The organism is Geobacillus sp. 47C-IIb (assembly GCF_014679705.1).
Taxonomy (GTDB): Bacteria; Bacillota; Bacilli; order Bacillales; family Anoxybacillaceae; genus Geobacillus; species Geobacillus thermodenitrificans.
This window is the reverse complement of sequence record NZ_CP061473.1, coordinates 3,086,765-3,110,731: the sequence shown is the minus strand read 5'-3', so window position 1 is coordinate 3,110,731 and position 23,967 is coordinate 3,086,765. Positions and strand designations below refer to the sequence as shown.

Genomic DNA, 23,967 nt, shown 5'->3' with positions numbered 1-23,967 from the left:
ACCGTCCGATTTTATGACTAGGTACTAAAAGTAATATATAATATCAAAAACCGGAATGCAAGCAGAAAAAGTGAAAAGCGTCCACATTTTGCCGAAAACCGTTATTCATGCTTAGTCCGCCGTGAAGCCCAAATCGATGCTCCGAAAAAAAAAGACGCCCATAAAAAACAGCGGGGCGCGCATGCACCCCGACCGCCTCACCGTTCGTCTATCAATCTAGTTTTTCCCCATCAAGCACGCCGGACGCTTCCAGTTCGGCCCGCAACCCGGCGTACGCCTCATCGCGCCAAAATGCTGCGGACGAAACGAGCTTGGCCGCATCGCGGCGGGCGACTTCTAAAATGCGGTAATCATGCACCGGGTCGCCGAATTGGAATTCCGGGAGTCCGCTTTGTTTCGTGCCAAAAAAATCACCCGGTCCGCGCAGCTCTAGGTCTTTCTCCGCAAGCACGAACCCGTCCGTCGTTTCCGTCATAATGTGCATTCGTTCTTTGCCGATTTCCGACTTCGGATCCGCGATTAAAATACAGTACGACTGGGCATCACCGCGCCCGACCCGGCCGCGCAATTGGTGAAGTTGGGCAAGTCCAAATCGCTCAGCATCATAAATGACCATCACTGTCGCGTTCGGAACGTTCACTCCAACTTCAACGACGGTCGTTGAAACGAGTACGTGGATGCGGTTTTCGCTGAACGCTCGCATGACGGCTTCTTTTTCATCGGCCGACAACCGGCCGTGCATGAGGCCGACTTCATATTTTCCACGGTAGTAATAGACGAGCTGACTATGGACATCAATGGCGTTTTGCACATCCAATTTTTCCGACTCTTCAATGAGCGGGCAAATCACATATGCTTGATGACCGCGCCGCAGTTCTTTTTCAATAAAATCAAGCACACGAGCAAACTGGTTATGCTTCACCCAATACGTCTCCACTTTTTTTCGTCCGGCCGGCATTTCATCGAGCACTGAAACATCCATATCGCCAAACGCTGTGATGGCGAGTGTGCGTGGGATGGGCGTCGCCGTCATCATCAACACATCCGGCGCGTGTCCTTTCTCACGCAAAACACGGCGCTGCTCGACGCCGAATCGGTGCTGTTCATCGGTAATGACGAGACCGAGCTGGCGGAACTGCACTCCCTCTTGAATTAAGGCGTGTGTACCGATGACAATATCCACCGTCCCGTCCTCCAATTTCGCAAGCAGCTCTTTGCGCCGTTTTCCTTTCACCGAACTTGTCAACAGCTCGACTGTCACGCCTGTATCAGCAAACAACTCTGCAAGCGAGCGGGCGTGCTGTTCAGCCAAAATTTCCGTCGGCACCATCAGCGCCCCTTGAAACCCGGATAACACGGCGGCATAGAGCGCAACTGCGGCAACAACTGTCTTGCCGGAGCCGACGTCTCCTTGCAAAAGCCGGTTCATTTGCCTCGGTGCACGCATATCATCTAAAATTTCCCTGATGACGCGCCGCTGAGCATTTGTTAACGAAAACGGCAACCCGGAAAGAAACGACGCAAGCTGTTCTTCTGGGAATGAATGGATGATACCGCGCCGTTCGTCGCGCATAACCTTTCTTAGTGCCTGCATTTTCAGCTGATAAAGCAAAAACTCTTCGTAGACGAGCCGGCGCCGCGCCTGATGCAGCTCTTCGCGAGAACGAGGAAAGTGAAGAGCACGAACCGCTTCTTGTTTGTCGATAAGGCGATAAGCGCGGCGCAAGGCAGGCGGCAGCAAGTCAGGAATGTGCATGCCGAACTGGGCGAACGCTGCCTTGATCAACCGGCGCATCGTCTTAACTGTCAGCGGGCTGCGTACCGAATACACCGGCTCAATGCCGGTCGCCTCCGGAGCAGCCCCGAACCGAAGCTCATACGCGTTGATGGTCTGCCGATGCCGATCCCATTTGCCGATTACCGTCACCGTTTCGTTTAAGGTGATTTTCCCCTTCAAATACGGGCGGTTAAAGCAAACGACGGTGATTAAATAGCGGCCAGTCAACAACCGAAAAGAAAGGCGCGACTTTTTTTTTCCGTAATACGTCAGGAGCGGGGCGCTATGCACTTTCCCTTCAACCGTCACCTTTTCCTCATGGCGGACAGCGGCCAAATCTTTTTGTTCGTAATCGTCATACCGGTACGGTGCATAGTTAAGCAACTCGCCGACCGTCGTAATGCCGAGGTCAGCGAGCGCGGCCGCCGTTTCTTCACCGATGCCTTTCACCGCCGTCACTGGTTGCAGCATCGTTTCATTCACTTTGTCGCCGCCGCACCGAAAATACGGGCCGCAATGGCGCGGCCTGCCGGCGTAGCGGCCAGCCCCCCTTGCGCAGTTTCTTTGAGTGCGACTGGCATTGCCGCACCGATACGATACATCGCTTCAATCACTTCGTCGCATGGAATGCGGCTTTTGACGCCAGCTAACGCCATATCAGCGGCGATCATGGCATTCGCCGCTCCCATGGCATTTCGCTTCACACACGGCACTTCAACAAGACCAGCAACGGGGTCACAGACTAATCCAAGCATATTTTTTAACGCGATGGCCATCGCTTCAGCTGCTTGGCTGGGCGTACCGCCGGCCAACTCAACGAGCGCGGCGGCAGCCATGCCGGCCGCTGAACCAACTTCCGCCTGGCAACCGCCGGCAGCGCCGGAAATGGACGCATTATTGGCAACAACATAGCCAAACGCTCCGGCTGTAAACAAAAATTCAATCATTTCTATTCTTGTCGGCTGCAATTTCTCCTTTACCGCGAACAGCGTCCCCGGGACGACACCGGCCGAGCCCGCTGTCGGTGTGGCGCAAATGACACCCATCGATGCGTTCACTTCGTTTGTTGCCATCGCTTTGCTGACGGCGTCCAAAATCGTTTCCCCAGACAAAAATCGCCCCGCTTCAATATAGCGCTGCATTCGCATTGCATCGCCGCCAGTCAACCCAGATCGGGACACAACCCCTTGCAGCCCTCTCTCGACTGCCCGCTCCATCACCTCAAGATGACGATCCATTTGCGCAACAATCTCTTCCCGGCTTCGCCCACTCACTTCTATTTCTTGTCGAATCATTACTTCCGCGATTTTGATTTGCTCTTTTTCAGCTAACTCTACAAGTTCAGCGACATTGCGAAACATTCATTATCCCATCCTTTCTTGACAAAGCACCGCTGCTGTTTCACTTCCATGCCCGTTCGCAACCGCTTTCTTTTTTAATCGACAAGCTTCGTGACCTGAATGATATTTGGTAACTGTTCCAACTCTTGGATAAGATCATCTGACAGCGGCTGGTCGACCTCGATCGTCATCAACGCTTCTTTTCCTTTTTCCTTGCGCGACACTTCCATATGACCGATATTAATCGCATGCTTTGCCAATGTGCTGGCTACTGCTCCAATCGTCCCATATCGATCATTATGCATGATTAGTAGCGCCGGATGATGGCCGGATAACTTCAAGTCAAAGCCATTTAACTCGATAATTTCGATTTTCCCTCCGCCGATGGAAACACCGACAAGCTCGAGTTTTCCTTTATCATCGCCAATCCGCAGACGCGCTGTATTCGGATGATGCGGAATCGCTTCTTCCGTGAAAAAAGATACATCGAGCCCTTCGATGCGAGCAATTTCGAGCGCATTCGGAAGACGGTCATCAAACGTATCAAAACCGAGCAACCCAGCGACGATGGCGACATCGGTGCCATGCCCGCGGTACGTCTCAGCAAACGATCCGTAAAATGAGATGTGCGCCCACTCCGGTTTTCTGCCAAACAGTTTGCGCGCAACAAGACCAATGCGCGCTGCCCCAGCTGTATGCGAACTCGACGGCCCCACCATTACTGGACCGATAATATCAAAGACACTTTTGTATTTCATCGTTGCGACCCCCGTTCGTACAGAAAAAATAGAAGGGAACTCTCCCTTCTATTATCTTAACATATTACTCAACAGAAATGACAAACGGGTATAACGGCTGTTGACCGTTATGTATTTCCACTTCCACTTCATCATGTTCCGTTTCAAGATAAGCAACAATCGTTTCTACTTCCACTTCAGTCGCATCTTCACCGTACAAGATGGTGACGATTTCGCTTTCCTCATCGATAAGCGCATCAAGCAACTGCTTCGTGACCGCGATTTTGTCCTTATCAGCGACGATGATGCGGTCATCAGCCAGCCCCATGTAATCGCCTTTTTGAATCTCGATGCCTTCGATCGTCGTATCGCGCACGGAAACCGTTACTTGCCCCGTTTTCACCCGCGACAGCGCTGCCGTCATCGACTGCTCATTTTGCTCAGCCGATTGCGCTGGATTGAAGGCTAAAAGCGCGGCCATGCCTTGCGGAACCGTTTTCGATGGGATGACAATCACGCGCCGTTCCGAAAGTTCTGCAGCCTGCTTGGCCGCCATCACAACGTTTTTGTTGTTCGGCAGCACAAACACCGTTTCCGCGTTGGCGCTGCGGATGGCATCAGCGATTTCTTCCGTGCTCGGATTCATCGTTTGCCCACCTTCAATCACCGCGTGCGCACCGATGCTTCGAAACAGTTCAGCCACGCCGGCGCCCATCGCCACGGTGACGATACCATATGGCTTTACTTCCTCCACGTCAGCCCGGGACGGAGCTTCCGCCTCTTTGCCGACGATGTTGGCATGCTGTTCGCGCATGTTTTCAATTTTAATATTGATTAGGCTTCCGTAGCGCTGGCCGTAAGTCAATACCTCACCCGGCGTTTCCGAATGGATGTGCACTTTGACTAACTCTTCGTCAGCGACAACAAGCAATGAATCGCCAAACCGGCTTAGCTCGCGACGAAACGTTTCTTCGGAAAACGGATGCCGCGCGAGCTTGTCCTCCTCAAAGCGAACCATAAATTCCGTACAATAGCCAAACTCGATCTCATCGGTGTGAATATGGCTTTGCGCGCTTTGATGGTGCGCCATTTTCACCAAATCATCCATCGACACTTCGGTGCGCGTCGTCGTTATCGTTTCCCCTTTCAAAGCGGCGAGAAACCCTTCGTACACATACACGAGCCCTTGGCCGCCGCTGTCAACAACCCCGACTTCCTTTAGGACAGGCAGCAACTCCGGCGTGCGTTGCAATGCTGCTTTTGCTTTGGCAAGTGCCGCTTCCATTACCGCGACGACATCGCGCTCTTTTTTCGCTACATCAATCGCTTGGCGTGCCGCCTCTTTTGCAACGGTGAGAATCGTCCCTTCGACCGGTTTCATGACCGCCTTGTAGGCCGTGTCGACCCCCGCTTGCAAAGCAGCGGCGAATTCGAAGGCATTCACTTGTTGTTTGCCTTCGACTGCCTTGGCAAACCCGCGGAACAACTGCGACAAAATGACGCCGGAATTACCGCGCGCCCCCATCAACAATCCTTTTGCCAACGCCGCGGCGACATTGCCGATATGGTCGGAGACGTTCGCCTTCACTTCTTTCGCCCCGGACGTCATTGACAAGTTCATATTTGTGCCCGTATCGCCATCTGGAACCGGAAAGACGTTCAGCGCATCGACCGCTTTGGCGTTGTTCGCTAAGTGTGCGGCCCCTTGCTGCACCATATCGGCAAACCGTCTTCCGTCAAGCGTCCTCATTGTCACCGACTAATTCCTCCTTACTACGGATTCGTCACCCGAACCCCTTGAACGTAAATGTTGATTGACTGAACCGCCAACCCGAGCGTTTGGTCGAGCGTATACTTTACTTTTGATTGCACGTTATGGGCGACTTCGGAAATTTTCGTCCCGTAGCTGACGATGATGTACATATCGATATGTACTTCGCCGTTTTCCTCCCGGACGATGACCCCTTTGGAGAAGTTTTCACGGCGCAAAATTTCCGACAACCCATCGCGAATTTGGTTTTTGGACGCCATTCCAACAATGCCGTAGCAATCGACGGCCGCTCCCCCCGCAATCATGGCAATGACTTCATTGGAGATTTCAATGCGCCCATGTTTTGTTTGCCATTCGATCGACATGCTCGTTCCCCCTTTTTCGTATCATCGCACAGCTACTCTTATTGTACTATAATGCTTACCGTTTTCAAAGCGCTCCGGCCACCCACTAGTATTATTTAGCCGAAAACTGAAATATATGTCAAGGATATTTTCTTGAAAGGGAAAAGGCGCGTCTATTGCAATCCCGTCGGTTGTGTGATAAATTATAATAGTGTTTTTAGAGGGATGTTAAAGCAAGGAGGGAAAACGAATGGCAAAATGCTTTGTCACCGGCAAGAAAAAATCGTTCGGCAACACGCGTTCGCACGCTATGAATGCTAACCGCCGCACGTGGAAAGCCAACTTACAAAAAGTGCGCATTTTAGTCGATGGCAAACCGAAACGTGTTTGGGTTTCGGCGCGCGCACTGAAATCCGGGAAAATTAAACGCGTCTAACCATCCAACAAAAAAAGCACCAAAAATGGTGCTTTTTTCTTATCCTTTTCTGAATGCGTTCAACATCGCCCGCACAATCCCACCTAAAAACTTCGGCAGCTTAATGGTATAAAACTTCATCCCGATTCCCTCCTCACACCCATCGTAACGAGCTTCCCATCATTTCCTTATTCAGTATATTCCCGAATTGACCAATCGCAACTACAGGCAGCTGGAGTCGCTGCTCCTTATCATCATTAATATGCCTTCGGAAAACGAAAAAGTACCGGAAGACTGGATAAGTTCGTTACTAATACATAGTGTGGAGCCACGGGAAATATGACAGTTAGTTAACGGATATTTAAATCCGGTGAGCGTGAATTCAGCCACTGTTTCGGAAACCGGGATGTACGATACGTAGCAGTACCGCGCGTCATACATGACCGTATACGTACCAGGCAAATGAACGGTCAACACGTTTTGCCGGTCGACGATTTCAATCGGACGGTCAGCGTATTTCAGCAACAGCTCGACGTTCCCAAACAAATGATCAAGCCGCCCGCCGGTCGCACCGAACAGGCGAATGCAGCGAGCCGTTTGTTCAACCGCCCAATCCAGGGCGATCTCCATATCGGTTTTGTCTTTTTCTGCCGGCCATACGTCAAGGTCTGGAAATGCCTGCTGCAGCTTGACAACGTCCTCGGCCGGCAGCGAATCGAAGTCGCCAAACGCCCGCACCGGCCGAAAACCTGCCTCAAGCAACGTCATTGTACCGCGATCGACGCCGACCCAGCACACATCTTCACCATCATAAAAGCGCAAGTCAGGGAGAAGCTCGCGTGGTCCGCCGCCGACGATATGGATGATCATTCTCTCCCCCCTTTGCCTTTTGCAAGGGCAATGACTGGTTGGTTATGTGCCTTTTTCATCCTGTAAATCGATGTTTGACTGACCATTGCCCTCCTTAGAATGGCAAATGTGAAGTATATTTAGAACGTTGAGCGCCGCCTCTAACGCTATCTGGTGCATACTTCACGGAGAGCGCGAATGGCGGCCGCCCTGTCGGGATTATTGTAAATGGCTGATCCAGCAACAAGCACGTTGGCACCTGCTTCGACGCAAAGCGGCGCCGTTTTCGCGTTGACACCGCCATCCACCTCAATATCGATCTTCTTGTTCTGCTCATTAGCCAGCCGAGCAACCTCGCGGATTTTCGGCACCACAGCCGGAATAAACGCCTGTCCTCCAAACCCTGGGTTGACCGACATCAATAAAACGAGATCAACATCGGCAATTACATGTCGGATCATGTCAACCGGCGTATGCGGGTTTAACACGACTCCTGCTTTGACGCCTTGTTCTTTAATAAAATGGATCGTCCGATGCAAATGCACACACGCCTCGACATGGACGGAAATGAGATCAGCCCCCGCCTCGACAAATGCTGGAATATATCGGTCCGGATCAGTGATCATTAAATGGACGTCCAACGGCAGCTTCGTCACTGGACGAATGGCAGCCACAATCGGCGGACCGAGCGTCAAGTTCGGCACAAAATGTCCGTCCATTACATCAACATGAATCCAGTCGGCCCCACCTTCTTCAACAGAACGAATCTCTTCGGCCAAACGGGCAAAGTCGGCCGATAAAATCGATGGCGCAATCCGAATCATTGTTTAATACCTCGGCTTTCGTTCTTTCATTTCAGCGACAAAACTTAAATAATGGCCATAGCGGTACGGTGCGATGTCCCCGGCCTCCGCCGCTTCGCGCACCGCACATTTTGGTTCAGCGACGTGGAGGCAGCCACGGAACTTGCACCCTTCTCCGTACGCCCGAAATTCTGGAAAGTAATACGGCAACTCATCAAGCTCAATATGGTCAAACTCCAGCGCGCTAAACCCCGGGGTATCGGCAACGAGCCCACCGGCGATCGCAAGCAGCTCGACATGGCGGGTCGTATGTTTACCGCGCCCTAAATGGGTCGAAATATCGCCCGTTTTCAATTGCAAGTCCGGACGGAGAGCGTTGAGCAACGATGACTTGCCGACGCCCGACTGCCCGGCAACGACAGAAACGCGGCCACAAAGGTGCGACATCAGCTCGTCGAGACCTTCTTTTGTCACCGTTGATGTCTCAATCACCTCATAGCCGATGCGCCGGTAATCACGCACATATTGAGCGATCGTCTCTTTCATTCCCCCATCAAGCAAGTCGATTTTGCTAATGACAATGACGGGGGTAATGTTCTTTGATTCGACTAAAACAAGAAAGCGATCTAGCAGCTTGGCGCTGAAATCAGGGCTTACGGCCGAAAAAACTAAAATCGCCTGTTCAACGTTGGCAACCGGCGGCCGCACTAATTCATTTTGGCGTTCACAAATCTCCAAAATATATCCTTCCGCCTCACCCGTCGCTGTAAAGACGACCCGGTCGCCGACAAGCGGCGTCACTTTTTGCTTACGAAACACGCCCCGTCCCCGGCATTGAAACACCTTGCCTTCAGAGAGGACATAATAAAACCCACTTAACGCTTTAATAATTTGCCCTTCTGCCATAGCTTCACTCCTTTTTTCCGCCGTTTTCTGGATACGGAATCGTCCCTTCATCTTTGACGACATTGTTGACAATGACGCGGTAATAGGCCGTCTCCCCGTACGGAATTTCAAACTCGACCGTCTCTGTCACTGACTGTGTTAACTGATATGTTTTATACGGTGTTGTCATATTATGGTTGGCGTCTTGAATGTACAGTTGAGCTTTGACTATTTGCCCCTCTTCCGCCGGTTCATACGGTATTGTGATTTCTTTCACCACCGTTTTTGACGGCTTCGGCTCCGGACCCCGGGAAATAACAACTGTGATCGTCTTTCCTTTTTCCACCTGTTCGCCCGCCGCCGGCGTTTGTGAAATAACAAGCCCTTCCGGCACGTCATCAGAATGCTCATATGTCACCTCAATGCGGAGCCCTTGGTCTTCGACGTAGTCGCGCACACTCTTTTCGGTATAGCCGGTCAAATCTTTGAGCCTCACTTTTTCCGGCCCCAAGCTGACGGTAAAGATGACTTCCGTTTCATCAGGTACGACTTCATCGCCAGCATACGGATATTGATCCAAAATCGTTCCTTCCGGTTTGTCGCTATAGCGGCCGTTGCGCGTGATGCGTGTAAACCCTTCAGCGCGCAGCTCCTTCTCAGCCACCGAAATCTCATCACCAATAAAGCTCGGAAACTCGATTTTCTTCTTTCCGACACTTTTATAAATGATAACGCCAGCCCCTGGCTTCACCGTCATGCCAGCTTCCGGATCAGTGCGCACAACTTTTCCTTCTTCTATTGTATCATCTTCCACATCGATCGTATCCTTAATTTCCAAACCGAGCGCCGATAGCTCTTCAACGGCTTCATCGTACTCTTTATTGGTGACATCGGGTATTGTCACGTCCTTCGGAAAAACAAGATCTGGAATCCAAGTGAGCGCACTCACGCCTACTACACCTAACAACAATAGGGCTGCCGCAAGCCAGGTGATCCACATCCGTTTTCGTTTTGATTTTGGCTTTGGTTTTGGTTTCGGTTTCTGCTTTGGCTCGTCGGCTGTTTTTGCCGATTCGTTCACTTTTTCTTCATCAATGATCGTCTCCTGCTCTAACGCCGCGCTTTCTGGTCGTTTCATAACCGGAATGACTTTCGTCGCCTCATCATCATCAGGGATCGTAAATTTTGCCTCATTGCGCCGCCTTGGGTCAAGCGCTGTCCGGATATCCTCATTCATTTCCTGGGCAGATGGGTAGCGATAAAATGGGTCTTTCGCCATCGCTTTTAAAATAATGTTCTCCACGCTTTGCGGAATCTCCGGATTCCAATCCTTTGGTGATGGCGTTTCCTCCTGCAAATGCTTTAACACAATCGAAACAGCTGATTCTCCAGAAAACGGCAGACGACCGGTGACAAGTTCAAACATGACAACGCCGAGCGAATAAATATCCGACTTTTCAGTGGCAATGCCACCACGAGCCTGTTCCGGTGACAAATAATGAACCGAACCAAGCACCGAATTCGTTTGTGTGATCGTCGTTCCGCTCATCGCCACGGCGATGCCAAAGTCCGTCACTTTCACATTGCCGTCCTCATCGAGCAAAATGTTTTGTGGTTTAATGTCACGGTGGATGATGCCATTCTCATGGGCATGAGCGATCGCTGAGGTCAGCTGATCCATGATGCGGAGTGCTTGTTCGACCGGAAGCGGAGCGTACTGTTGAATGTATTGCTTAAGCGTTGCGCCACGCACATACTCCATGACAATATAATAGACGCCTTCTTCTTCACCAATGTCATAAATGGAGACGATATGCTCATGATTTAAGCTCGTTGCTGCCTGCGCTTCACGGCGAAACCGTTTAATAAACTGTTCATCGTTGGCAAAGTCAAGCCGGAGCACTTTGACAGCGACATCGCGCTCCAAAATGATGTCTCGCGCTAAATAAACGTTCGCCATGCCGCCGCCGCCGATGAGGCTGATGATTTTATAGCGGTCATTCAATCGTTTTCCGATGAGCACGCCGATCACCCACCTTCACGTTCCGATGAAAAATCGATGACCGCCAGCGAAATGTTATCTTCCCCACCCCGCTCGTTCGCTAAATCAATGAGCGCCTCGGCCTTTTCCTCGAGCGTGCCGCCGCTTGTCAAAATATGTACGATGTCCGCTTCTGGCACTTTATTGGACAACCCGTCCGAACATAAAAGAAGCATATCGTCCTCGTCAATCGAGACGGTTTTGACATCAATCTTCACCGCTGGCTCGGTGCCGAGCGCCCGCAAGAGCACATTTTTGCGCGGGTGATGCTCGGCATCTTCCTTGGAAATTTGTCCGCTTTTGACAAGCTCATTGACAAGGGAATGGTCATCGGTCAGCTGCTGGATTCCGTTTTGGTTCAACAAGTAACAGCGGCTGTCGCCGATATGAGCAATTGTGACAAACGAGCTGGTGCAAATCGCAACGACGACCGTCGTCCCCATCCCTTGGCACTCCGGGTGAGAAAGCGCATGGCGAAGCAATCGTTCGTTCGCAACCGCAATATGCGATTTCAACCACTGTTCAGCCTCAGTTGGAGAGGAGAGATGACGCTCTTGCTCCCATTGTTGTTGCAAATATGCGACAGCCATCGCGCTCGCTACATCGCCAGCACGGTGACCACCCATCCCATCAGCGACGACCGCTAAATATTGGCCGCTTTGATTGGCAAATACGCCGCCACTGTCTTCGTTATACTCGCGAATTTGCCCGATATCGGTTCGGAAAACGGCTTGCATCCGATTCACCTCGTCTCTTCTTTTCGCTCCTTCGCGCGAAGCTGTCCGCAGGCGGCATCGATGTCATGTCCGTGTTCGCGGCGAATGGTGACATTAATTCCATGTTTTTTCAACGCCCGTTCAAAGGCGAAAATTTGGTTGCGCGGCGTGCGCACATAGTTGCGTTCCGGCACATAGTTGACCGGAATGAGGTTCACATGGCATTTCAACCCTTTCAGCAGCTCAGCGAGCTGCTCGGCATGCTCAAGCTGGTCATTCACCCCACCAAACAGCCCATATTCAAATGTCACGCGCCGCCCCGTTTTTTCAATGTAATACCGAACCGCCTCCATCAGCTTTGGCAACGGGTACGCCTTATTGATCGGCATGAGCTTCGTCCGCAGCTCGGTCGTCGGCGCATGCAACGAAATGGCGAAATTAATTTGCATCCCTTCATCGGCAAATTGATAAATTTTCGGGATGATGCCGCTCGTAGAAACGGTAATATGGCGAGCGCCGATGTTCAGCCCTTTCGAATGGTTGACAATACGCAAAAACTTGATGAGCGCATCGTAGTTGTCAAACGGCTCACCGATGCCCATCACGACAATGCTGCTGACACGCTCTTCCGTTTCATCGAGTGCCTTTTGCACTTGCACGACTTGAGCAACGATTTCCCCTGCTTCCAAATGGCGCTTCAGCCCACCGAGCGTCGAAGCGCAAAACGTACAACCGATGCGACATCCAACTTGTGTCGTGACACACACAGAATTGCCGTAGTTATGGCGCATGAGCACCGTCTCGATCGAATAACCATCGTGCAGCTCGAACAAAAATTTGATCGTGCCGTCTTTTGATGTTTGCTTCACGATCGTTTTTAACGTGGTGATCGAAAACGCCGAGGCGAGCTGTTCGCGCAGTCGTTTGGGCAAGTTCGTCATCTCAGCAAAATCGGTAACACGCTTTCCATACAGCCACTCATAAATTTGCGTGGCACGAAACGGTTTTTCACCGTGAGCAACGAGCCATTCCTTCAATTCATCAAGCGTCAGTGAATAAATCGACGGCAACGGTAGCAGCTGCGCTTCGCCGGTGGACCGGCGGGCAGCCGTATTCGTCATTTCCACTTACTACCCCTTCTTTCGTAACCGGGCGATAAAAAACCCGTCGGAATCAAAATAATGCGGCAGCAATTGCAGCATGCCTTTTTGAACATACGGCCGCACCGCATCCGGCAGCCGCTCGACGAGACGGTCGTCGAGCGAAAAATCCGGATGATCGGCCAAAAAGCGGGCGATGGCTTCTTCATTTTCTTCACGCTCGATCGTACACGTGCTGTAGACAAGCGTGCCCCCTTTTTTCAAGAGCGGGGCAGCCGCCCGCAAAATGGCTTGTTGAATCTCAACAAGCGCCGCGACATCATCGTTCCCTTTTGTGTACTTGATCTCCGGTTTGCGGCGGATGACGCCAAACCCGGTGCACGGTGCATCGACTAAAATACGGTCAAACGACTCAGGAGCGAACCGCTCGCCGAGCCGGCGGCTATCAAGGGCGAGCGTCCTGATATTGTCAAGGCCGAGCCTTTGCGCTTGTTGTTCAATGAGCTTCACTTTATGCTCGTGAACATCAACAGCAACCACTTCGCCGCGGCCGTCCATCCGTTCAGCGATATGGGTCGTTTTCCCCCCCGGCGCCGCACAGCAGTCGAGCACCCGTTCCCCTGCCGCCGGGTCGAGAGCGCGGGCGACGAGCATCGAGCTTTCATCTTGGATCGTCAGCCAACCGGAGTGAAATGCCTCCGTATGAGCGAAATTCCCGTTTTCGGCTCGGATGGCCTCCGGAGCAAGAAGACCTCGAACAGCCTTCACTCCTTCGCTGCCAAGCCGCTCAAGCGCTTCCTCCACCGTCGCCCGCATCCGATTGACGCGGGCGGTCGATTGTGGCGGACGCAAATTCGTCTCGCACATGCGCGCCGTCTCCTCAGGACCGTATTGCTCGATCCAGCGACGGACAAGCCATTCCGGATGGCTTGTGGCGACGGCGAGCCGCTTTGCAGAATCGTTAATGGCATCAAGCGATGGCAGCCCCTCGCGGCCAATGGTGCGCAAGACACCGTTCACAAGCGAAGCGATGCCGCGATGGCCGCGCCGTTTGGCGATTTCCACCGCTTCAAAGATGGCGGCGTGATCCGGAACGCGATCTAAATATACCATTTGGTACAGCGTCAGCCGCAGAAGCACGCGCACCCATTGCTCAAGTCGGCGCGCCTTGCGCAAAAACGGTGTCAAATAATAATCGAGCGTATCGCGCCGCTGTATGGTGCCGTACACGATTTCTGTCAGCAACGCCGCATCGCGCCCGTCAAGACGCCCTTTTTGAATGGCGTTGTTCAGTTGCAAATGGCTGTAAGCCCCTTTTTGTTCGATGGCCAACAGCGTGTCTAAAGCAAGTTCACGTACGTTCATTGTTCTCTCCTAGCTTCGTGCCGACCGCAAGCCGGCTGCCAGCACCGCGCAAAAACTCGCTGGCCGCCATTCGCTTTTTGCCGGCCGGCTGCAATTCAGTAATTTTAATGGCCGTCTCACTGCCGGTGGCGACGACGATGCCGTCTTCCTCAAGCGATAAAATCGTGCCTGGCGACGCTAAGCTTGGCGCCGGCACTTTTTCGCCCCACCAGATTTTCCAAACGTTCCCGTCGTATGTCGTATACGTAACCGGCCACGGATGAAAAGCACGGATATGGTTGTAAATCGCCTCACCAGGCTGCGCCCAGTCAATCCGCTCTTGTTCACGCCGGATATTCGGAGCATATGTCGCTTTCTCTTCCTCTTGCGGAATAGGCGCAAGGTTACCTTCCAATAAAAGCGGGAGCGTTTCTGATAATAGTTTAGCCCCGGCAGCGCTCAATTTATCATGCAGTGTGCCGACGGTATCGGTTTCTTCAATCGGCACTTCGACTTGCGTCAACATGTCGCCGGCATCCAACTTTTCCGCCATATACATAATCGTGACACCTGTTTTCGTTTTCCCTTGCCAAATGGCATAATGGATCGGCGCACCGCCGCGCAGCTCGGGAAGAAGCGAGGCGTGAACATTAATGCAGCCATATTTGGGAGCGTCAAGCAGAGCCTTAGGCAAAATTTGTCCAAATGCCGCGGTCACGATCAAGTCAGGCGCAAACGCCAGCACTTGTTCGTATTGTTCCGGTTCACGAATTTTCGTCGGTTGCAATACCGGGATGCCGTGTTTTTGCGCCTCGACCTTAACGGGGGGCGGAACAAGCTCGCGCTTTCGCCCTTTCGGCTTGTCCGGCTGCGTAACAACGGCAACAACCCGATACCCGTCATCAAGCAGCTGCCGTAAAACCGGCACCGCAAAATCAGGCGTTCCCATAAAGACAATGTTCGTCATCAGCATCTACCCTTCCAATTCTTCAAGATCGCAGTAACGGATCACTTTCGATGTAAACAACACGCCGTGCAAGTGATCGATTTCGTGCTGCAAGGCGCGCGCTAAAAAGCCGGTCGCAGAGAGTGTAAACAGACGGCCGCGCCGGTTTTGCGCCCGCACTTTCACATAATTGGCGCGCGGCACTTCGCCAAACAGACCAGGAAAGCTCAAGCAGCCTTCAACATCAATTTGTTCACCGCGCGCTTCGATGATAACTGGATTGATAAGCTCAATCCGGCCATGCTCATCGCCGATATCGACGACAGCAACCTGTTTGGCAATGCCAACTTGCGGGGCGGCCAAGCCAACTCCATCAGCGGCAATCATCGTCTCATACATATCGTCAAGCAACCGGCCGAGCTGGCGGTCAAAGACCGTCACCCGCGCGCACGGTTGTTCCAAAACTGGAGCAGGATAGGTGACAATCGGCAATACAGACAACGTCATTCCTCCATTTTCACATCATCATATACGGGTTCGTATCGACGGTAATCGCCACCCCACCGTGGGTGGCATCCGCTTGATAACGATCGATGACCGCTTTCAGCGCCGCCGTTATGTTCGGTTCCCGTTTGTATTTTATCATGCATTGGTAACGATATCTATCATGAAGGCGAGCGATCGGTGAGGCGACCGGGCCGAGGACGACCGCTTCATTCGACAGTTGTTTGCGCAAATAGGCAGCGATTTTTTCGGCCGCTTTGGCGGCGGCCGGCGCTTCCTCGTGAGCGACGGTAATGAGCGTCAAATAGTAGTATGGCGGATAGCCATGCGCTTTGCGCAGCGTCATCTCCCGTCGGTAAAAGGCGCGATAATCGTGGCGGGCGGCGAGCTCAATGCTGTAGTGATCCGGCGTATACGTCTGGATGACGACTTCACCGGGAAGCTCATGCCGTCCGGCGCGCCCGCTCACTTGCGTCAGCAGCTGAAATGTTTTCTCTGCGGCGCGAAAATCGGGCAGATGAAGCATCGTATCGGCCGCAAGCACACCGACGAGCGTCACGTCAGGAAAATCAAGCCCCTTGGCGATCATTTGCGTGCCGAGCAAAATATCCGCCTCTTTGGCAGCAAAGCGGGAGAGCAACTCTTCATGCGCCCCTTTCCGCCCCGTCGTATCGACATCCATGCGGATGATGCGCGCCTTCGGCAACAGCTTGACCAACTCTTCTTCCACTTTTTGCGTGCCGGTGCCGAAAAAGCGGATATGTTCGCTTCCGCACGATGGACAGCGAGGAACTAGCGGCTCTTCGTAACCGCAATAATGGCATTTCATCCTCTCTCCCGCGCGATGATACGTAAGCGAAATGTCGCAATGCGGGCAACAGATGACATAGCCACAGCCGCGGCACATGACAAACGTCGAATAGCCGCGTCGATTTAAAAACAATACCGCCTGCTCGCCGCGTTCCAGTCGAAGACGCAGCTCATCAAGCAATCGCCGTGAAAACATCGAACGATTGCCGCTGCGCAATTCCTCGCGCATATCGACAATATGGACATCCGGCATGCCGCGATCAGCAATCCGCTCCGGCAGTTCAAGCAGCTCATACACCCCTTTGACGGCACGTGCGAACGTTTCAAGCGATGGAGTGGCGCTGCCGAGCACGACCGGACAGCGGTGGCGGCGGGCGCGGTAAATGGCAACATCCCGCGCATGGTAGCGCGGCATTTCTTCTTGCTTATAGCTCGTCTCATGTTCCTCGTCGATAATGATCATCCCTAAGTCTTCAAACGGGGCAAATACTGCGGAACGCGCACCGACAACAAGCTGTACCTCTTTCCGATGGATTTTCCGCCATTCATCATATTTTTCGCCGACTGACAGCCCGCTGTGGAGCACCGCTACTTTCGGGCCGAACCGGCCTTTAAAGCGCTCGACCATTTGCGGCGTCAGCGAGATTTCCGGCACGAGAACGATCGCCTCTTTCCCTTGGCGCAACACTTCTTCAATCGCCTGCATATACACTTCCGTTTTCCCACTGCCGGTGACGCCGTAAAGCAAAAACGTACGGTGCTCCCTAGCGCGCACCGAAGCGGTAATTGCCGCCAACGCCTTGGTCTGCGCTTGGGTGAGCGTCGGCGGTTCGCTTGGCTGAAACGTACGATGTTCGTACGGATCGCGATAAACTTCAACATCGCTCATCGCAATCAGCCCTTTGCCGACGAGCGCTTTAAGCGGTGCAGAGGAAACACCAAGCGCCGCTTGTAGCTTGGCGACCGGCACCGCTTCCTCTTTTTCAAGCAAAAACGAAAGCACGTCTTTTTGCCTTGCCGGAAGCGCTGCCAGCGCGTCTTTCGCCTGCTCTGCTGGAACAGCAAGAACAACATGCTTCACCGTTTTCTTCCCAGCTTTTTCTTTCACTTCGTAGACCGCTTCAAGCACGCCTTGCTGCACTGCCCTTTGTGCCGCCCGCCATAAGCCGGCCGTCTCGACGTCTTTCCAAGCGACTTCTACTCGGTTGGCAAACAGCGGCTTTAAGTCGTCCGGCAGCATCTCGCGCTTTCGTTCATCCGTTAGGCGGAGCAGCTTTTCATACTTCGCCCGCATCGCCGCCGGCAACATCGCTTGATACGCCGAAATGGCAAAACAGAGCGTCGTTTCCGTTAAATAGCGGCCGAGGTCAAGCAGTTCTTCATTTAATACTGGCACGACATCAAGTACATGTTCAATCGGCTTTAACTGCTTGATCTCAGAGTGATCTTTTACTCCAATGACAAACCCTTGCAGACGCCGCGCTCCGAACGGCACCGTTACCCGCATTCCCGGCTGGATGATGCCGCGCCAGCGCTCAGGAATCAAATAGTCGAACGGGCGGTCTGTTTGCCGCGTCGGGACATCGACAATGACCGATGCAACCTTCATCGAATCCCCTCGGTATACGCGTGAATTTCTTTTAAAATTTCCTCAGCGGCCTCTCGTTTCGTCATGAGCGGCAACGGACGAGTGGCGCCGTCGCGGCGGAAAATCGTGACGATGTTTGTATCACCGGCAAACCCTGCCCCTTCTTCAGTCACATTGTTGGCAATGACAAGGTCAAGCCGCTTTTCTTCAAGCTTTTTTAACGCATACTGTTCGAGGTTGTCCGTTTCGGCCGCAAATCCGACTAGAATTTGCCTTGTTTTCTGCTCGCCAAGCGTTTTTAAAATGTCGATCGTCCGCTCCATCTCCACAACATAATCGCCGGGCTGCTTTTTAATTTTTGCCGCCGCGACGTATTTCGGCCGATAATCAGCAACTGCCGCTGCCTTAATGACAATGTCCGTTTCCGCAAAGCGAGCCATCACCGCTTCATACATTTCAGCAGCCGACTCAACCGGCACTATCTCGACGCCATCGGGTGCCGCAAGCGCCGTCGGGCCGGAGACAAGCGTCACCGAAGCGCCGAAGCGGGCTGCTGCTTCGGCAATCGCATAGCCCATTTTGCCGCTCGAATAGTTGGAAAAATAGCGAACCGGATCGAGCTTTTCCCGCGTCGGCCCGGCAGTGACAAGGACGTGCTTCCCACAGAACAACGGCGGATCGTCTGCGAAAAAGCGCTCGATATGGGCGATAATTTTTTCCGGTTCCTCCAGCCTCCCTTTGCCGATATAGCCGCACGCCAAATAGCCTTCCGACGGCTCAATGAACCGGTAACCGAACCGGTACAACTGCTCGATATTTGCTCGGACGGCCGGATGCTCGTACATATGAACGTTCATCGCCGGGGCGATCCACACCGGCGCTTTCGTCGCCAAAATCGTCGTCGTCACCATATTGTCGGCGATGCCGGCAGCCAGCTTGGCGATCGTATTGGCTGTCGCCGGGGCAACAAGGACAAGGTCAGCCCAGTCAGCCAAATCGATATGAGCGATAACGGCCGGGTTGTTTTCGGCAAACGTGTCGATATATACTTCTTGGCGCGACAACGCTTGGAACGTAAGCGGAGTAATAAACTGGCACGCCCCTTCGGTCATGATCACTTTCACTTCCGCGCCGCGCTGGGTTAACTGGCTTGTCAACGCCGCCGCCTTATAGGCGGCCACCCCTCCGGTGACGCAGAGCAAAATATGTTTCCCCTTCATCATCTTCGCCACCCCCGATATTGAAAAAAATAACAACCTAACAGCTAGGTTGTTATTTTTCTTCTTCCACTAATTCAACCTTGTCGCCGGCAATTTCCTCTAATGCCTGGCCGACAAATTTTTTCGACACTGGCTTGTTCACCATCAGCTCCGAGCCGTCTTGAAGCTGACGCGCCCGTTTCGCGACAACCGTAACAAGCTTATATTTCGAATCCACTTTTTTCATAAGCAAATCGATGGAAGGATACAACATCGTCATTCCACCTCCAACATCCGTTTATATCGCTCGGCGACGCGCTCACGCCGACAATGTTCGGCCATGACGATCGCCTTGATTCGCTCGCATGCGAGCTCGATCTCATCATTTTCAACGACATAGTCGTATGCGTCCATCATTTCCAATTCCTCTTTGGCTGCTTGCAGCCGATTTTCGATCAAATCTTTCGATTCGGTGCCGCGCCCGATGATCCGCTTCTCAAGCTCCGATAAGCTTGGTGGGGCAAGGAAAATAAAGAGCGCTTCCGGGAACGCTTGGCGCACTTTCATCGCGCCTTGCACCTCGATTTCCAAAAATACGTCTTTCCCTTCCGCGAGCGTTTTTTCCACATAGTCGATCGGCGTCCCGTAATAGTTGCCGACGTATTCCGCCCATTCAAGCAGCTTATTTTCACGGATCATTTGCTCAAACTGCTCGCGGGTCCGGAAGAAATAATCAACGCCTTCCACTTCACCTTCCCGCGGCTTGCGCGTCGTAACTGACACCGAATAATGAAGCTCGATGTCTGGTCGCGAAAACAGCGCTTTGCGCACCGTTCCCTTGCCGACACCGGACGGCCCTGACATGACGATTAACAACCCTCGTTCGTTCCTCAACGTTGAAAACCCTACCCTTCCTCGGAGAAATCATCGCTTCCGTACAAGCGGTTCGCCACCGTTTCCGGTTGCACGGATGATAAAATGACATGATCACTATCTGTAATGATCACTGCGCGCGTTCTTCGACCGTGCGTCGCATCGACGAGCTTACCTTTTTCGCGCGCATCTTGGATGATTCGTTTAATCGGCGCCGAATCGGGGCTGACAATCGTAATGATACGGGCGGCCGACACCATGTTTCCGTATCCGATATTAATAAACTTCATCATCATGACACGCCCACCTGCCATATTCGTTATTGTTGCCGCTAGCAAGCCGTTTTAAACGGCTATTCCACGTTTTGCACTTGCTCGCGCATTTTCTCGAGCGCGCTTTTCATCTCGACGACTTGCGCAGCAATGACGCTGTCATTCGCCTTGGCGCCGATCGTGTTCACTTCGCGGTTCAACTCCTGCACTAAAAAGTCCAGCTTCCGCCCGACTGGTTCGTCTGTTTCAAGCGCATCTGCCATTTGCATCAAATGGCTGCGGATGCGCTTCAATTCTTCGTTAATGTCTGCTTTTTCGGCAAACACCGCCACGCAAAGGCACCCATTCACGCAGGCGGCGTGTCAGCCGCTTCCTCCGCCCGACTCGATCTCGTTCGGCTTGTTTGGCCATCATGCCGCATCTCGATCTCCTCATTGCCGCCTTCCTCTTCGACGACTTCGACTGCCCCGTTAAGCCGAAGCAACTCGGCTGTCGTCACATTGCCGTCAAGGGAAAACCGCTTGGCTGCTTCCTGCAGTCCAGCCCAATATTGGGCGAGCAAATCCCAATCGATATGTATTTTCCGCTTTACGAGCCCTTCGCCGGCGATCGTGACGAACACTTCGACTTTCCCGCGCCGCACATACGGCAAAATCGCTTTTTTTATTTTATCTTCAAACACGAGCCATTGTCTAGGTAGGCGTATGGAAATTTCGCAAAACCGGTGGTTGACCGATTTCATTTCCACCGTCACCATTAAGCGATCCGTTTTTTCGTGCCAGTCATCTGTAAACCATGCGCTACCATATACGTTCAACAATGAGCAACCAATCGAGCGCAGCGAGCGGTTCAGTATGGAACACCGTCTGCAGCGGCGGATAGTAAATGACGACGAACAGGAGCAGCAGCGACACGATGACCGCCGCAACAAGATAACCGTTCCCTAACGGATTGCGGTCAAAAATTGAACGTTCGCATCGGCAGTCAAACACATGGACTAATTGGGCGAGCACAAGCGTCGCAAACGCTGCCGTCTGGGCGTAAGCAAGCTCATGGCCGCTTCGTTCGTAGGCGGTCATAAACGCCGCCAGCGTAACAAGACCGATCAAAAAGCCGCGGCTGATGATCTTCCAACCAAGTCCGCGGGCGAACACCCCTTCATCAGGGCGTCGCGGCGGCCTCTTCATTACGTTTTCCTCCGGCCGGTCAAGTCCGAGCGCCATAGCTGGCAAGCCGTCCGTAACAAGATTGACCCATAAAATTTGGATCGGCACGAGCGGCAACGGCAGCGCGAGCAACATCGCAAACAACATCACTAAAATTTCCCCGACGTTTGAGGCGAGCAAATAACGAATAAACTTACGGATATTTTCATATATGTTGCGCCCTTCTTCAATCGCTGCTTGAATCGTCGCAAAGTTGTCATCAAGCAATACGAGCGATGCAGCTTCTTTCGCCACGTCCGTTCCTGACCGCCCCATCGCAACACCGATGTCAGCCGCTTTAATCGCCGGCGCATCGTTCACCCCGTCGCCAGTCATGGCGACAATATGACCGCGCCGCTTGAAGGCGTTGACGATTTTCAACTTATGTTCCGGCGCGACACGGGCAAACACGTAAATATCATCAATCTCACGCTCAAGCTCGTCGACCGACAGGCGTGATAACGTCGCTCCATCCATCACTTTGCCGTCAGGCGGCAATACGCCAAGTTGTTTGGCGATCGCCTTGGCCGTCAACACATGATCGCCGGTAATCATCACCGTTTTCATGCCTGCCTCTTTACAGCGCGCCACTGCTTCTTTCACCTCAGGGCGCGGCGGGTCGATCATGCCGGCGACACCAAGAAAAATGAAGCGTGTTTCTGCCTCTTCTTCCGACTGGATTTTCTCATTGTCGGCAAGCGGCCGGTAAGCAACGGCGATCGTGCGCAAGGCTGAGGCCGCCATCTGGTGAACCGCCTTCTCGACCGCTTCTTTCCATGCCGGAGTCAGCGCCTGCTCGCGTCCGTTCCATTCAAGGCGTGTCGCCCGTTCAAGCAACACGTCCGGAGCGCCTTTCGTCACCGAAAACCGACGGCCGTTTCGGTCGCGAACGATGACTGTCATCATTTTCCGCTCGGAATCAAACGGAAACTCCCGTTCAATGACATAGTCACGAAGGAGTTCACCTTTTTTCATGCCCGCTTTTTCCGCAGCGACAAGCAACGCTCCTTCCGTCGGATCGCCGTCCACATAGCGGCGGCCGTTTTGCTCTTTCAGCTCCGAACTATTGCAAAGCACCGCCATCGTCAATAGACGACCGAGCGCCGGAGCCCGATGCGGATCGACCGTCCGGTTGCGTTCCGAAAACTCTCCGTCCGTTTCCAAGCCAACGCCGCTTACTGAAAACGTCCGCCCTCCTGCCCATAGTTGCGTGACGGTCATCATGTTTTCCGTCATTGTCCCCGTTTTGTCGGAACAAATAACCGAGGCGCAACCAAGCGTCTCCACTGCCGGAAGTTTGCGGACAATGGCGTTTCGTTTGATCATTCGTTGCACGCCAAGCGCCAGTACAACTGTCACAATTGCCGGCAATCCTTCTGGAATGGCCGCCACCGCAAGCGATACACCAGCCAAGAACATTTCATACAGATCATGCCCTTGCACGACCCCAACTGCCACCACCGCTGCCGTCAGTGCCAGCGCCACGATAAGCAAAATTTTCCCGAGCTGTTCTAAGCGGCGCTGCAGCGGCGTCAGGCCAGCATCCGCCTCTTCAAGCATCGTCGCGATTTGCCCCATCGCCGTTTTCATTCCGGTAGCAATGACGATGCCAACGCCGATTCCCCTTGTTACTAACGTCCCCATAAACGCCATATTATGCAAATCGCCTAATGACGCCTGCTCAGTAAGAAGCGGGGCAGCTGATTTCGCTACCGGCACCGATTCACCCGTTAACGCCGATTCCTCAATCTCCAACCCGTTCGCCTCAATGAGCCGGATATCAGCCCCGACCCGATCGCCGCTTGTCAATTTAACAATATCGCCAACGACCAACTCCCGCGCTTGAATTTTCACCCACTCGCCGTCGCGCAACACCATCGCTTGCGGAGCAGACAGCTGTTTTAAAGCAGCAAGCGACTTTTCTGCCCGCCGCTCTTGGATAAAACCAAGCACGGCGTTCATAATGACGATGACGACAATGGCAACCGCATCGACATATTCGCCTAAAAATGCCGAAATGATGGTCGCCAACAGCAAAACGAGCACCATAAAATCTTGAAACTGGCGGAAAAAGACAGCAATTGCCGGTGTTGCTTTCCCTTCTGCCAACTCATTATAACCAAACTGCCGCAACCGTTTTTCTGCCTCCGTCGCGGTCAGCCCGGCCGTCACATTCGTCTTTGTCTCGTGTGCGACATCGTTGGCAGCCAGCATATGCCACTGCATCCCGTTTCCCCTCCGTTCTTCCGTCTTTTCGGCACACTGCTCTCGCTCTTCTATGCTTATTCACACATGTCCGAAAAAATGATATGTTTAGCGGTATAAACGAATGATCGCTTGGCCGCGCCATTTCCTTTTCATTTTTATATAACCGTTTTGCTCCACGCCGCGATCCGTCTCCACAAAATGTTCGCAAAAATGTTCAAAATGGCAAATCGTATGGTAAGA

At 52.8% G+C, this 23,967-nt stretch carries 22 protein-coding genes and 1 pseudogene; 1 reads left to right on the top strand and 22 read right to left on the bottom strand.

Annotation, left to right across the window (positions count from 1 at the left end):
• Positions 1–211: 211 nt before the first annotated feature.
• The 5 genes from recG to IC804_RS15725 form a co-directional block, all read right to left on the bottom strand.
• The gene (gene recG, locus IC804_RS15745; RefSeq protein ID WP_029760447.1) at positions 212–2,260 is read right to left on the bottom strand and encodes an ATP-dependent DNA helicase RecG; all 2,049 of its coding nucleotides are present in this window, start codon (positions 2,258–2,260) and stop codon (positions 212–214) included.
• Positions 2,257–3,138: an L-serine ammonia-lyase, iron-sulfur-dependent, subunit alpha gene (sdaAA, locus tag IC804_RS15740; RefSeq protein WP_029760446.1), complete on the bottom strand. Its 882-nt coding sequence runs from the start codon at positions 3,136–3,138 to the stop codon at positions 2,257–2,259. Before sdaAA ends, recG begins: the two co-directional genes overlap by 4 nt.
• 74 nt (positions 3,139–3,212) lie before the next feature.
• On the bottom strand, positions 3,213–3,875 hold the full coding sequence (gene sdaAB / locus IC804_RS15735; RefSeq protein WP_011887118.1) for an L-serine ammonia-lyase, iron-sulfur-dependent subunit beta: 663 nt from the start codon (positions 3,873–3,875) through the stop codon (positions 3,213–3,215).
• Positions 3,876–3,939: 64 nt separating this feature from the next.
• Entirely contained in the window at positions 3,940–5,610 is a 1,671-nt protein-coding gene (locus tag IC804_RS15730; RefSeq protein ID WP_060475736.1) for a DAK2 domain-containing protein, read from the bottom strand.
• Positions 5,611–5,627: 17 nt separating this feature from the next.
• The gene (locus IC804_RS15725; RefSeq protein WP_008878629.1) at positions 5,628–5,990 is read right to left on the bottom strand and encodes an Asp23/Gls24 family envelope stress response protein; all 363 of its coding nucleotides are present in this window, start codon (positions 5,988–5,990) and stop codon (positions 5,628–5,630) included.
• Between the two features lie 229 nt (positions 5,991–6,219).
• Between IC804_RS15725 and rpmB the strand changes: the two genes are divergently transcribed.
• Positions 6,220–6,405: a 50S ribosomal protein L28 gene (gene rpmB, locus IC804_RS15720; protein ID WP_008878630.1), complete on the top strand. Its 186-nt coding sequence runs from the start codon at positions 6,220–6,222 to the stop codon at positions 6,403–6,405.
• A gap of 39 nt (positions 6,406–6,444) precedes the next feature.
• Here the strand turns inward: rpmB and spoVM are convergent, their stop codons facing one another.
• From spoVM to IC804_RS15635, 17 genes and pseudogenes are all read right to left on the bottom strand, one after another.
• Complete coding sequence (gene spoVM / locus IC804_RS15715; RefSeq protein WP_035497997.1) at positions 6,445–6,525, bottom strand: stage V sporulation protein SpoVM; 81 nt, start codon at positions 6,523–6,525, stop codon at positions 6,445–6,447.
• Between the two features lie 81 nt (positions 6,526–6,606).
• The gene (locus tag IC804_RS15710; protein ID WP_008878631.1) at positions 6,607–7,254 is read right to left on the bottom strand and encodes a thiamine diphosphokinase; all 648 of its coding nucleotides are present in this window, start codon (positions 7,252–7,254) and stop codon (positions 6,607–6,609) included.
• Between the two features lie 146 nt (positions 7,255–7,400).
• Positions 7,401–8,057 carry a ribulose-phosphate 3-epimerase gene (gene rpe / locus IC804_RS15705; protein WP_029760444.1) on the bottom strand — a complete coding sequence of 219 codons (657 nt, stop codon included), beginning with the start codon at positions 8,055–8,057 and terminating at the stop codon, positions 7,401–7,403.
• A gap of 3 nt (positions 8,058–8,060) precedes the next feature.
• Positions 8,061–8,942, bottom strand: coding sequence for a ribosome small subunit-dependent GTPase A (rsgA, locus tag IC804_RS15700; protein WP_029760443.1), 882 nt, complete (start codon positions 8,940–8,942; stop codon positions 8,061–8,063).
• A 4-nt stretch (positions 8,943–8,946) separates the two neighbouring features.
• Positions 8,947–10,944 (bottom strand): Stk1 family PASTA domain-containing Ser/Thr kinase, encoded by a 1,998-nt coding sequence (gene pknB, locus IC804_RS15695; RefSeq protein WP_081157112.1) that lies wholly within the window; start codon positions 10,942–10,944, stop codon positions 8,947–8,949.
• 5 nt (positions 10,945–10,949) lie between these two features.
• Positions 10,950–11,699, bottom strand: coding sequence for a Stp1/IreP family PP2C-type Ser/Thr phosphatase (locus IC804_RS15690; RefSeq protein ID WP_008878635.1), 750 nt, complete (start codon positions 11,697–11,699; stop codon positions 10,950–10,952).
• Positions 11,700–11,704: 5 nt separating this feature from the next.
• Positions 11,705–12,805, bottom strand: a complete 1,101-nt coding sequence (gene rlmN, locus IC804_RS15685) for a dual-specificity RNA methyltransferase RlmN (protein ID WP_008878636.1) — start codon at positions 12,803–12,805, stop codon at positions 11,705–11,707.
• Positions 12,806–12,808: 3 nt separating this feature from the next.
• Positions 12,809–14,143 carry a 16S rRNA (cytosine(967)-C(5))-methyltransferase RsmB gene (gene rsmB / locus IC804_RS15680; RefSeq protein ID WP_029760440.1) on the bottom strand — a complete coding sequence of 445 codons (1,335 nt, stop codon included), beginning with the start codon at positions 14,141–14,143 and terminating at the stop codon, positions 12,809–12,811.
• Positions 14,130–15,089 (bottom strand): methionyl-tRNA formyltransferase, encoded by a 960-nt coding sequence (fmt, locus tag IC804_RS15675; protein ID WP_011887115.1) that lies wholly within the window; start codon positions 15,087–15,089, stop codon positions 14,130–14,132. Before fmt ends, rsmB begins: the two co-directional genes overlap by 14 nt.
• 6 nt (positions 15,090–15,095) lie before the next feature.
• Positions 15,096–15,569: a peptide deformylase gene (gene def, locus IC804_RS15670; RefSeq protein WP_008878639.1), complete on the bottom strand. Its 474-nt coding sequence runs from the start codon at positions 15,567–15,569 to the stop codon at positions 15,096–15,098.
• A 16-nt stretch (positions 15,570–15,585) separates the two neighbouring features.
• The gene (priA, locus tag IC804_RS15665; RefSeq protein ID WP_081157089.1) at positions 15,586–17,991 is read right to left on the bottom strand and encodes a primosomal protein N'; all 2,406 of its coding nucleotides are present in this window, start codon (positions 17,989–17,991) and stop codon (positions 15,586–15,588) included.
• On the bottom strand, positions 17,988–19,193 hold the full coding sequence (coaBC, locus tag IC804_RS15660) for a bifunctional phosphopantothenoylcysteine decarboxylase/phosphopantothenate--cysteine ligase CoaBC (protein WP_011887113.1): 1,206 nt from the start codon (positions 19,191–19,193) through the stop codon (positions 17,988–17,990). Before coaBC ends, priA begins: the two co-directional genes overlap by 4 nt.
• A 49-nt stretch (positions 19,194–19,242) precedes the next feature.
• Positions 19,243–19,443 (bottom strand): DNA-directed RNA polymerase subunit omega, encoded by a 201-nt coding sequence (gene rpoZ, locus IC804_RS15655; protein WP_008878643.1) that lies wholly within the window; start codon positions 19,441–19,443, stop codon positions 19,243–19,245.
• Between the two features lie 2 nt (positions 19,444–19,445).
• A complete protein-coding gene (gmk, locus tag IC804_RS15650) occupies positions 19,446–20,063 on the bottom strand; it encodes a guanylate kinase (RefSeq protein ID WP_011887111.1) in 618 nt (205 codons plus the stop codon).
• 11 nt (positions 20,064–20,074) lie between these two features.
• Positions 20,075–20,338 carry an extracellular matrix/biofilm regulator RemA gene (gene remA / locus IC804_RS15645; protein ID WP_008878645.1) on the bottom strand — a complete coding sequence of 88 codons (264 nt, stop codon included), beginning with the start codon at positions 20,336–20,338 and terminating at the stop codon, positions 20,075–20,077.
• Positions 20,339–20,394: 56 nt separating this feature from the next.
• Positions 20,395–21,071, bottom strand: a pseudogene (locus IC804_RS19140) (YicC family protein).
• 43 nt (positions 21,072–21,114) lie between these two features.
• Complete coding sequence (locus IC804_RS15635; RefSeq protein WP_190300626.1) at positions 21,115–23,745, bottom strand: cation-translocating P-type ATPase; 2,631 nt, start codon at positions 23,743–23,745, stop codon at positions 21,115–21,117.
• Positions 23,746–23,967 lie beyond the last annotated feature (222 nt).

What these genes read in the sequence shown, in the direction of transcription:
- rsmB (WP_029760440.1), bottom strand. Translation starts at nt 14,143, where the DNA reads ATGAACGTACGTGAACTTGCTTTAGACACGCTGTTGGCCATCGAACAA.
- rpoZ (WP_008878643.1), bottom strand. Translation starts at nt 19,443, where the DNA reads ATGTTGTATCCTTCCATCGATTTGCTTATGAAAAAAGTGGATTCGAAA.
- rpmB (WP_008878630.1), top strand. Translation starts at nt 6,220, where the DNA reads ATGGCAAAATGCTTTGTCACCGGCAAGAAAAAATCGTTCGGCAACACG.
- IC804_RS15710 (WP_008878631.1), bottom strand. Translation starts at nt 7,254, where the DNA reads ATGATCATCCATATCGTCGGCGGCGGACCACGCGAGCTTCTCCCTGAC.
- sdaAA (WP_029760446.1), bottom strand. Translation starts at nt 3,138, where the DNA reads ATGTTTCGCAATGTCGCTGAACTTGTAGAGTTAGCTGAAAAAGAGCAA.
- sdaAB (WP_011887118.1), bottom strand. Translation starts at nt 3,875, where the DNA reads ATGAAATACAAAAGTGTCTTTGATATTATCGGTCCAGTAATGGTGGGG.
- rpe (WP_029760444.1), bottom strand. Translation starts at nt 8,057, where the DNA reads ATGATTCGGATTGCGCCATCGATTTTATCGGCCGACTTTGCCCGTTTG.
- priA (WP_081157089.1), bottom strand. Translation starts at nt 17,991, where the DNA reads ATGAAGGTTGCATCGGTCATTGTCGATGTCCCGACGCGGCAAACAGAC.
- IC804_RS15635 (WP_190300626.1), bottom strand. Translation starts at nt 23,745, where the DNA reads ATGCAGTGGCATATGCTGGCTGCCAACGATGTCGCACACGAGACAAAG.
- fmt (WP_011887115.1), bottom strand. Translation starts at nt 15,089, where the DNA reads ATGACGAACATTGTCTTTATGGGAACGCCTGATTTTGCGGTGCCGGTT.
- IC804_RS15690 (WP_008878635.1), bottom strand. Translation starts at nt 11,699, where the DNA reads ATGCAAGCCGTTTTCCGAACCGATATCGGGCAAATTCGCGAGTATAAC.
- IC804_RS15725 (WP_008878629.1), bottom strand. Translation starts at nt 5,990, where the DNA reads ATGTCGATCGAATGGCAAACAAAACATGGGCGCATTGAAATCTCCAAT.
- coaBC (WP_011887113.1), bottom strand. Translation starts at nt 19,193, where the DNA reads ATGATGAAGGGGAAACATATTTTGCTCTGCGTCACCGGAGGGGTGGCC.
- spoVM (WP_035497997.1), bottom strand. Translation starts at nt 6,525, where the DNA reads ATGAAGTTTTATACCATTAAGCTGCCGAAGTTTTTAGGTGGGATTGTG.
- rsgA (WP_029760443.1), bottom strand. Translation starts at nt 8,942, where the DNA reads ATGGCAGAAGGGCAAATTATTAAAGCGTTAAGTGGGTTTTATTATGTC.
- remA (WP_008878645.1), bottom strand. Translation starts at nt 20,338, where the DNA reads ATGATGATGAAGTTTATTAATATCGGATACGGAAACATGGTGTCGGCC.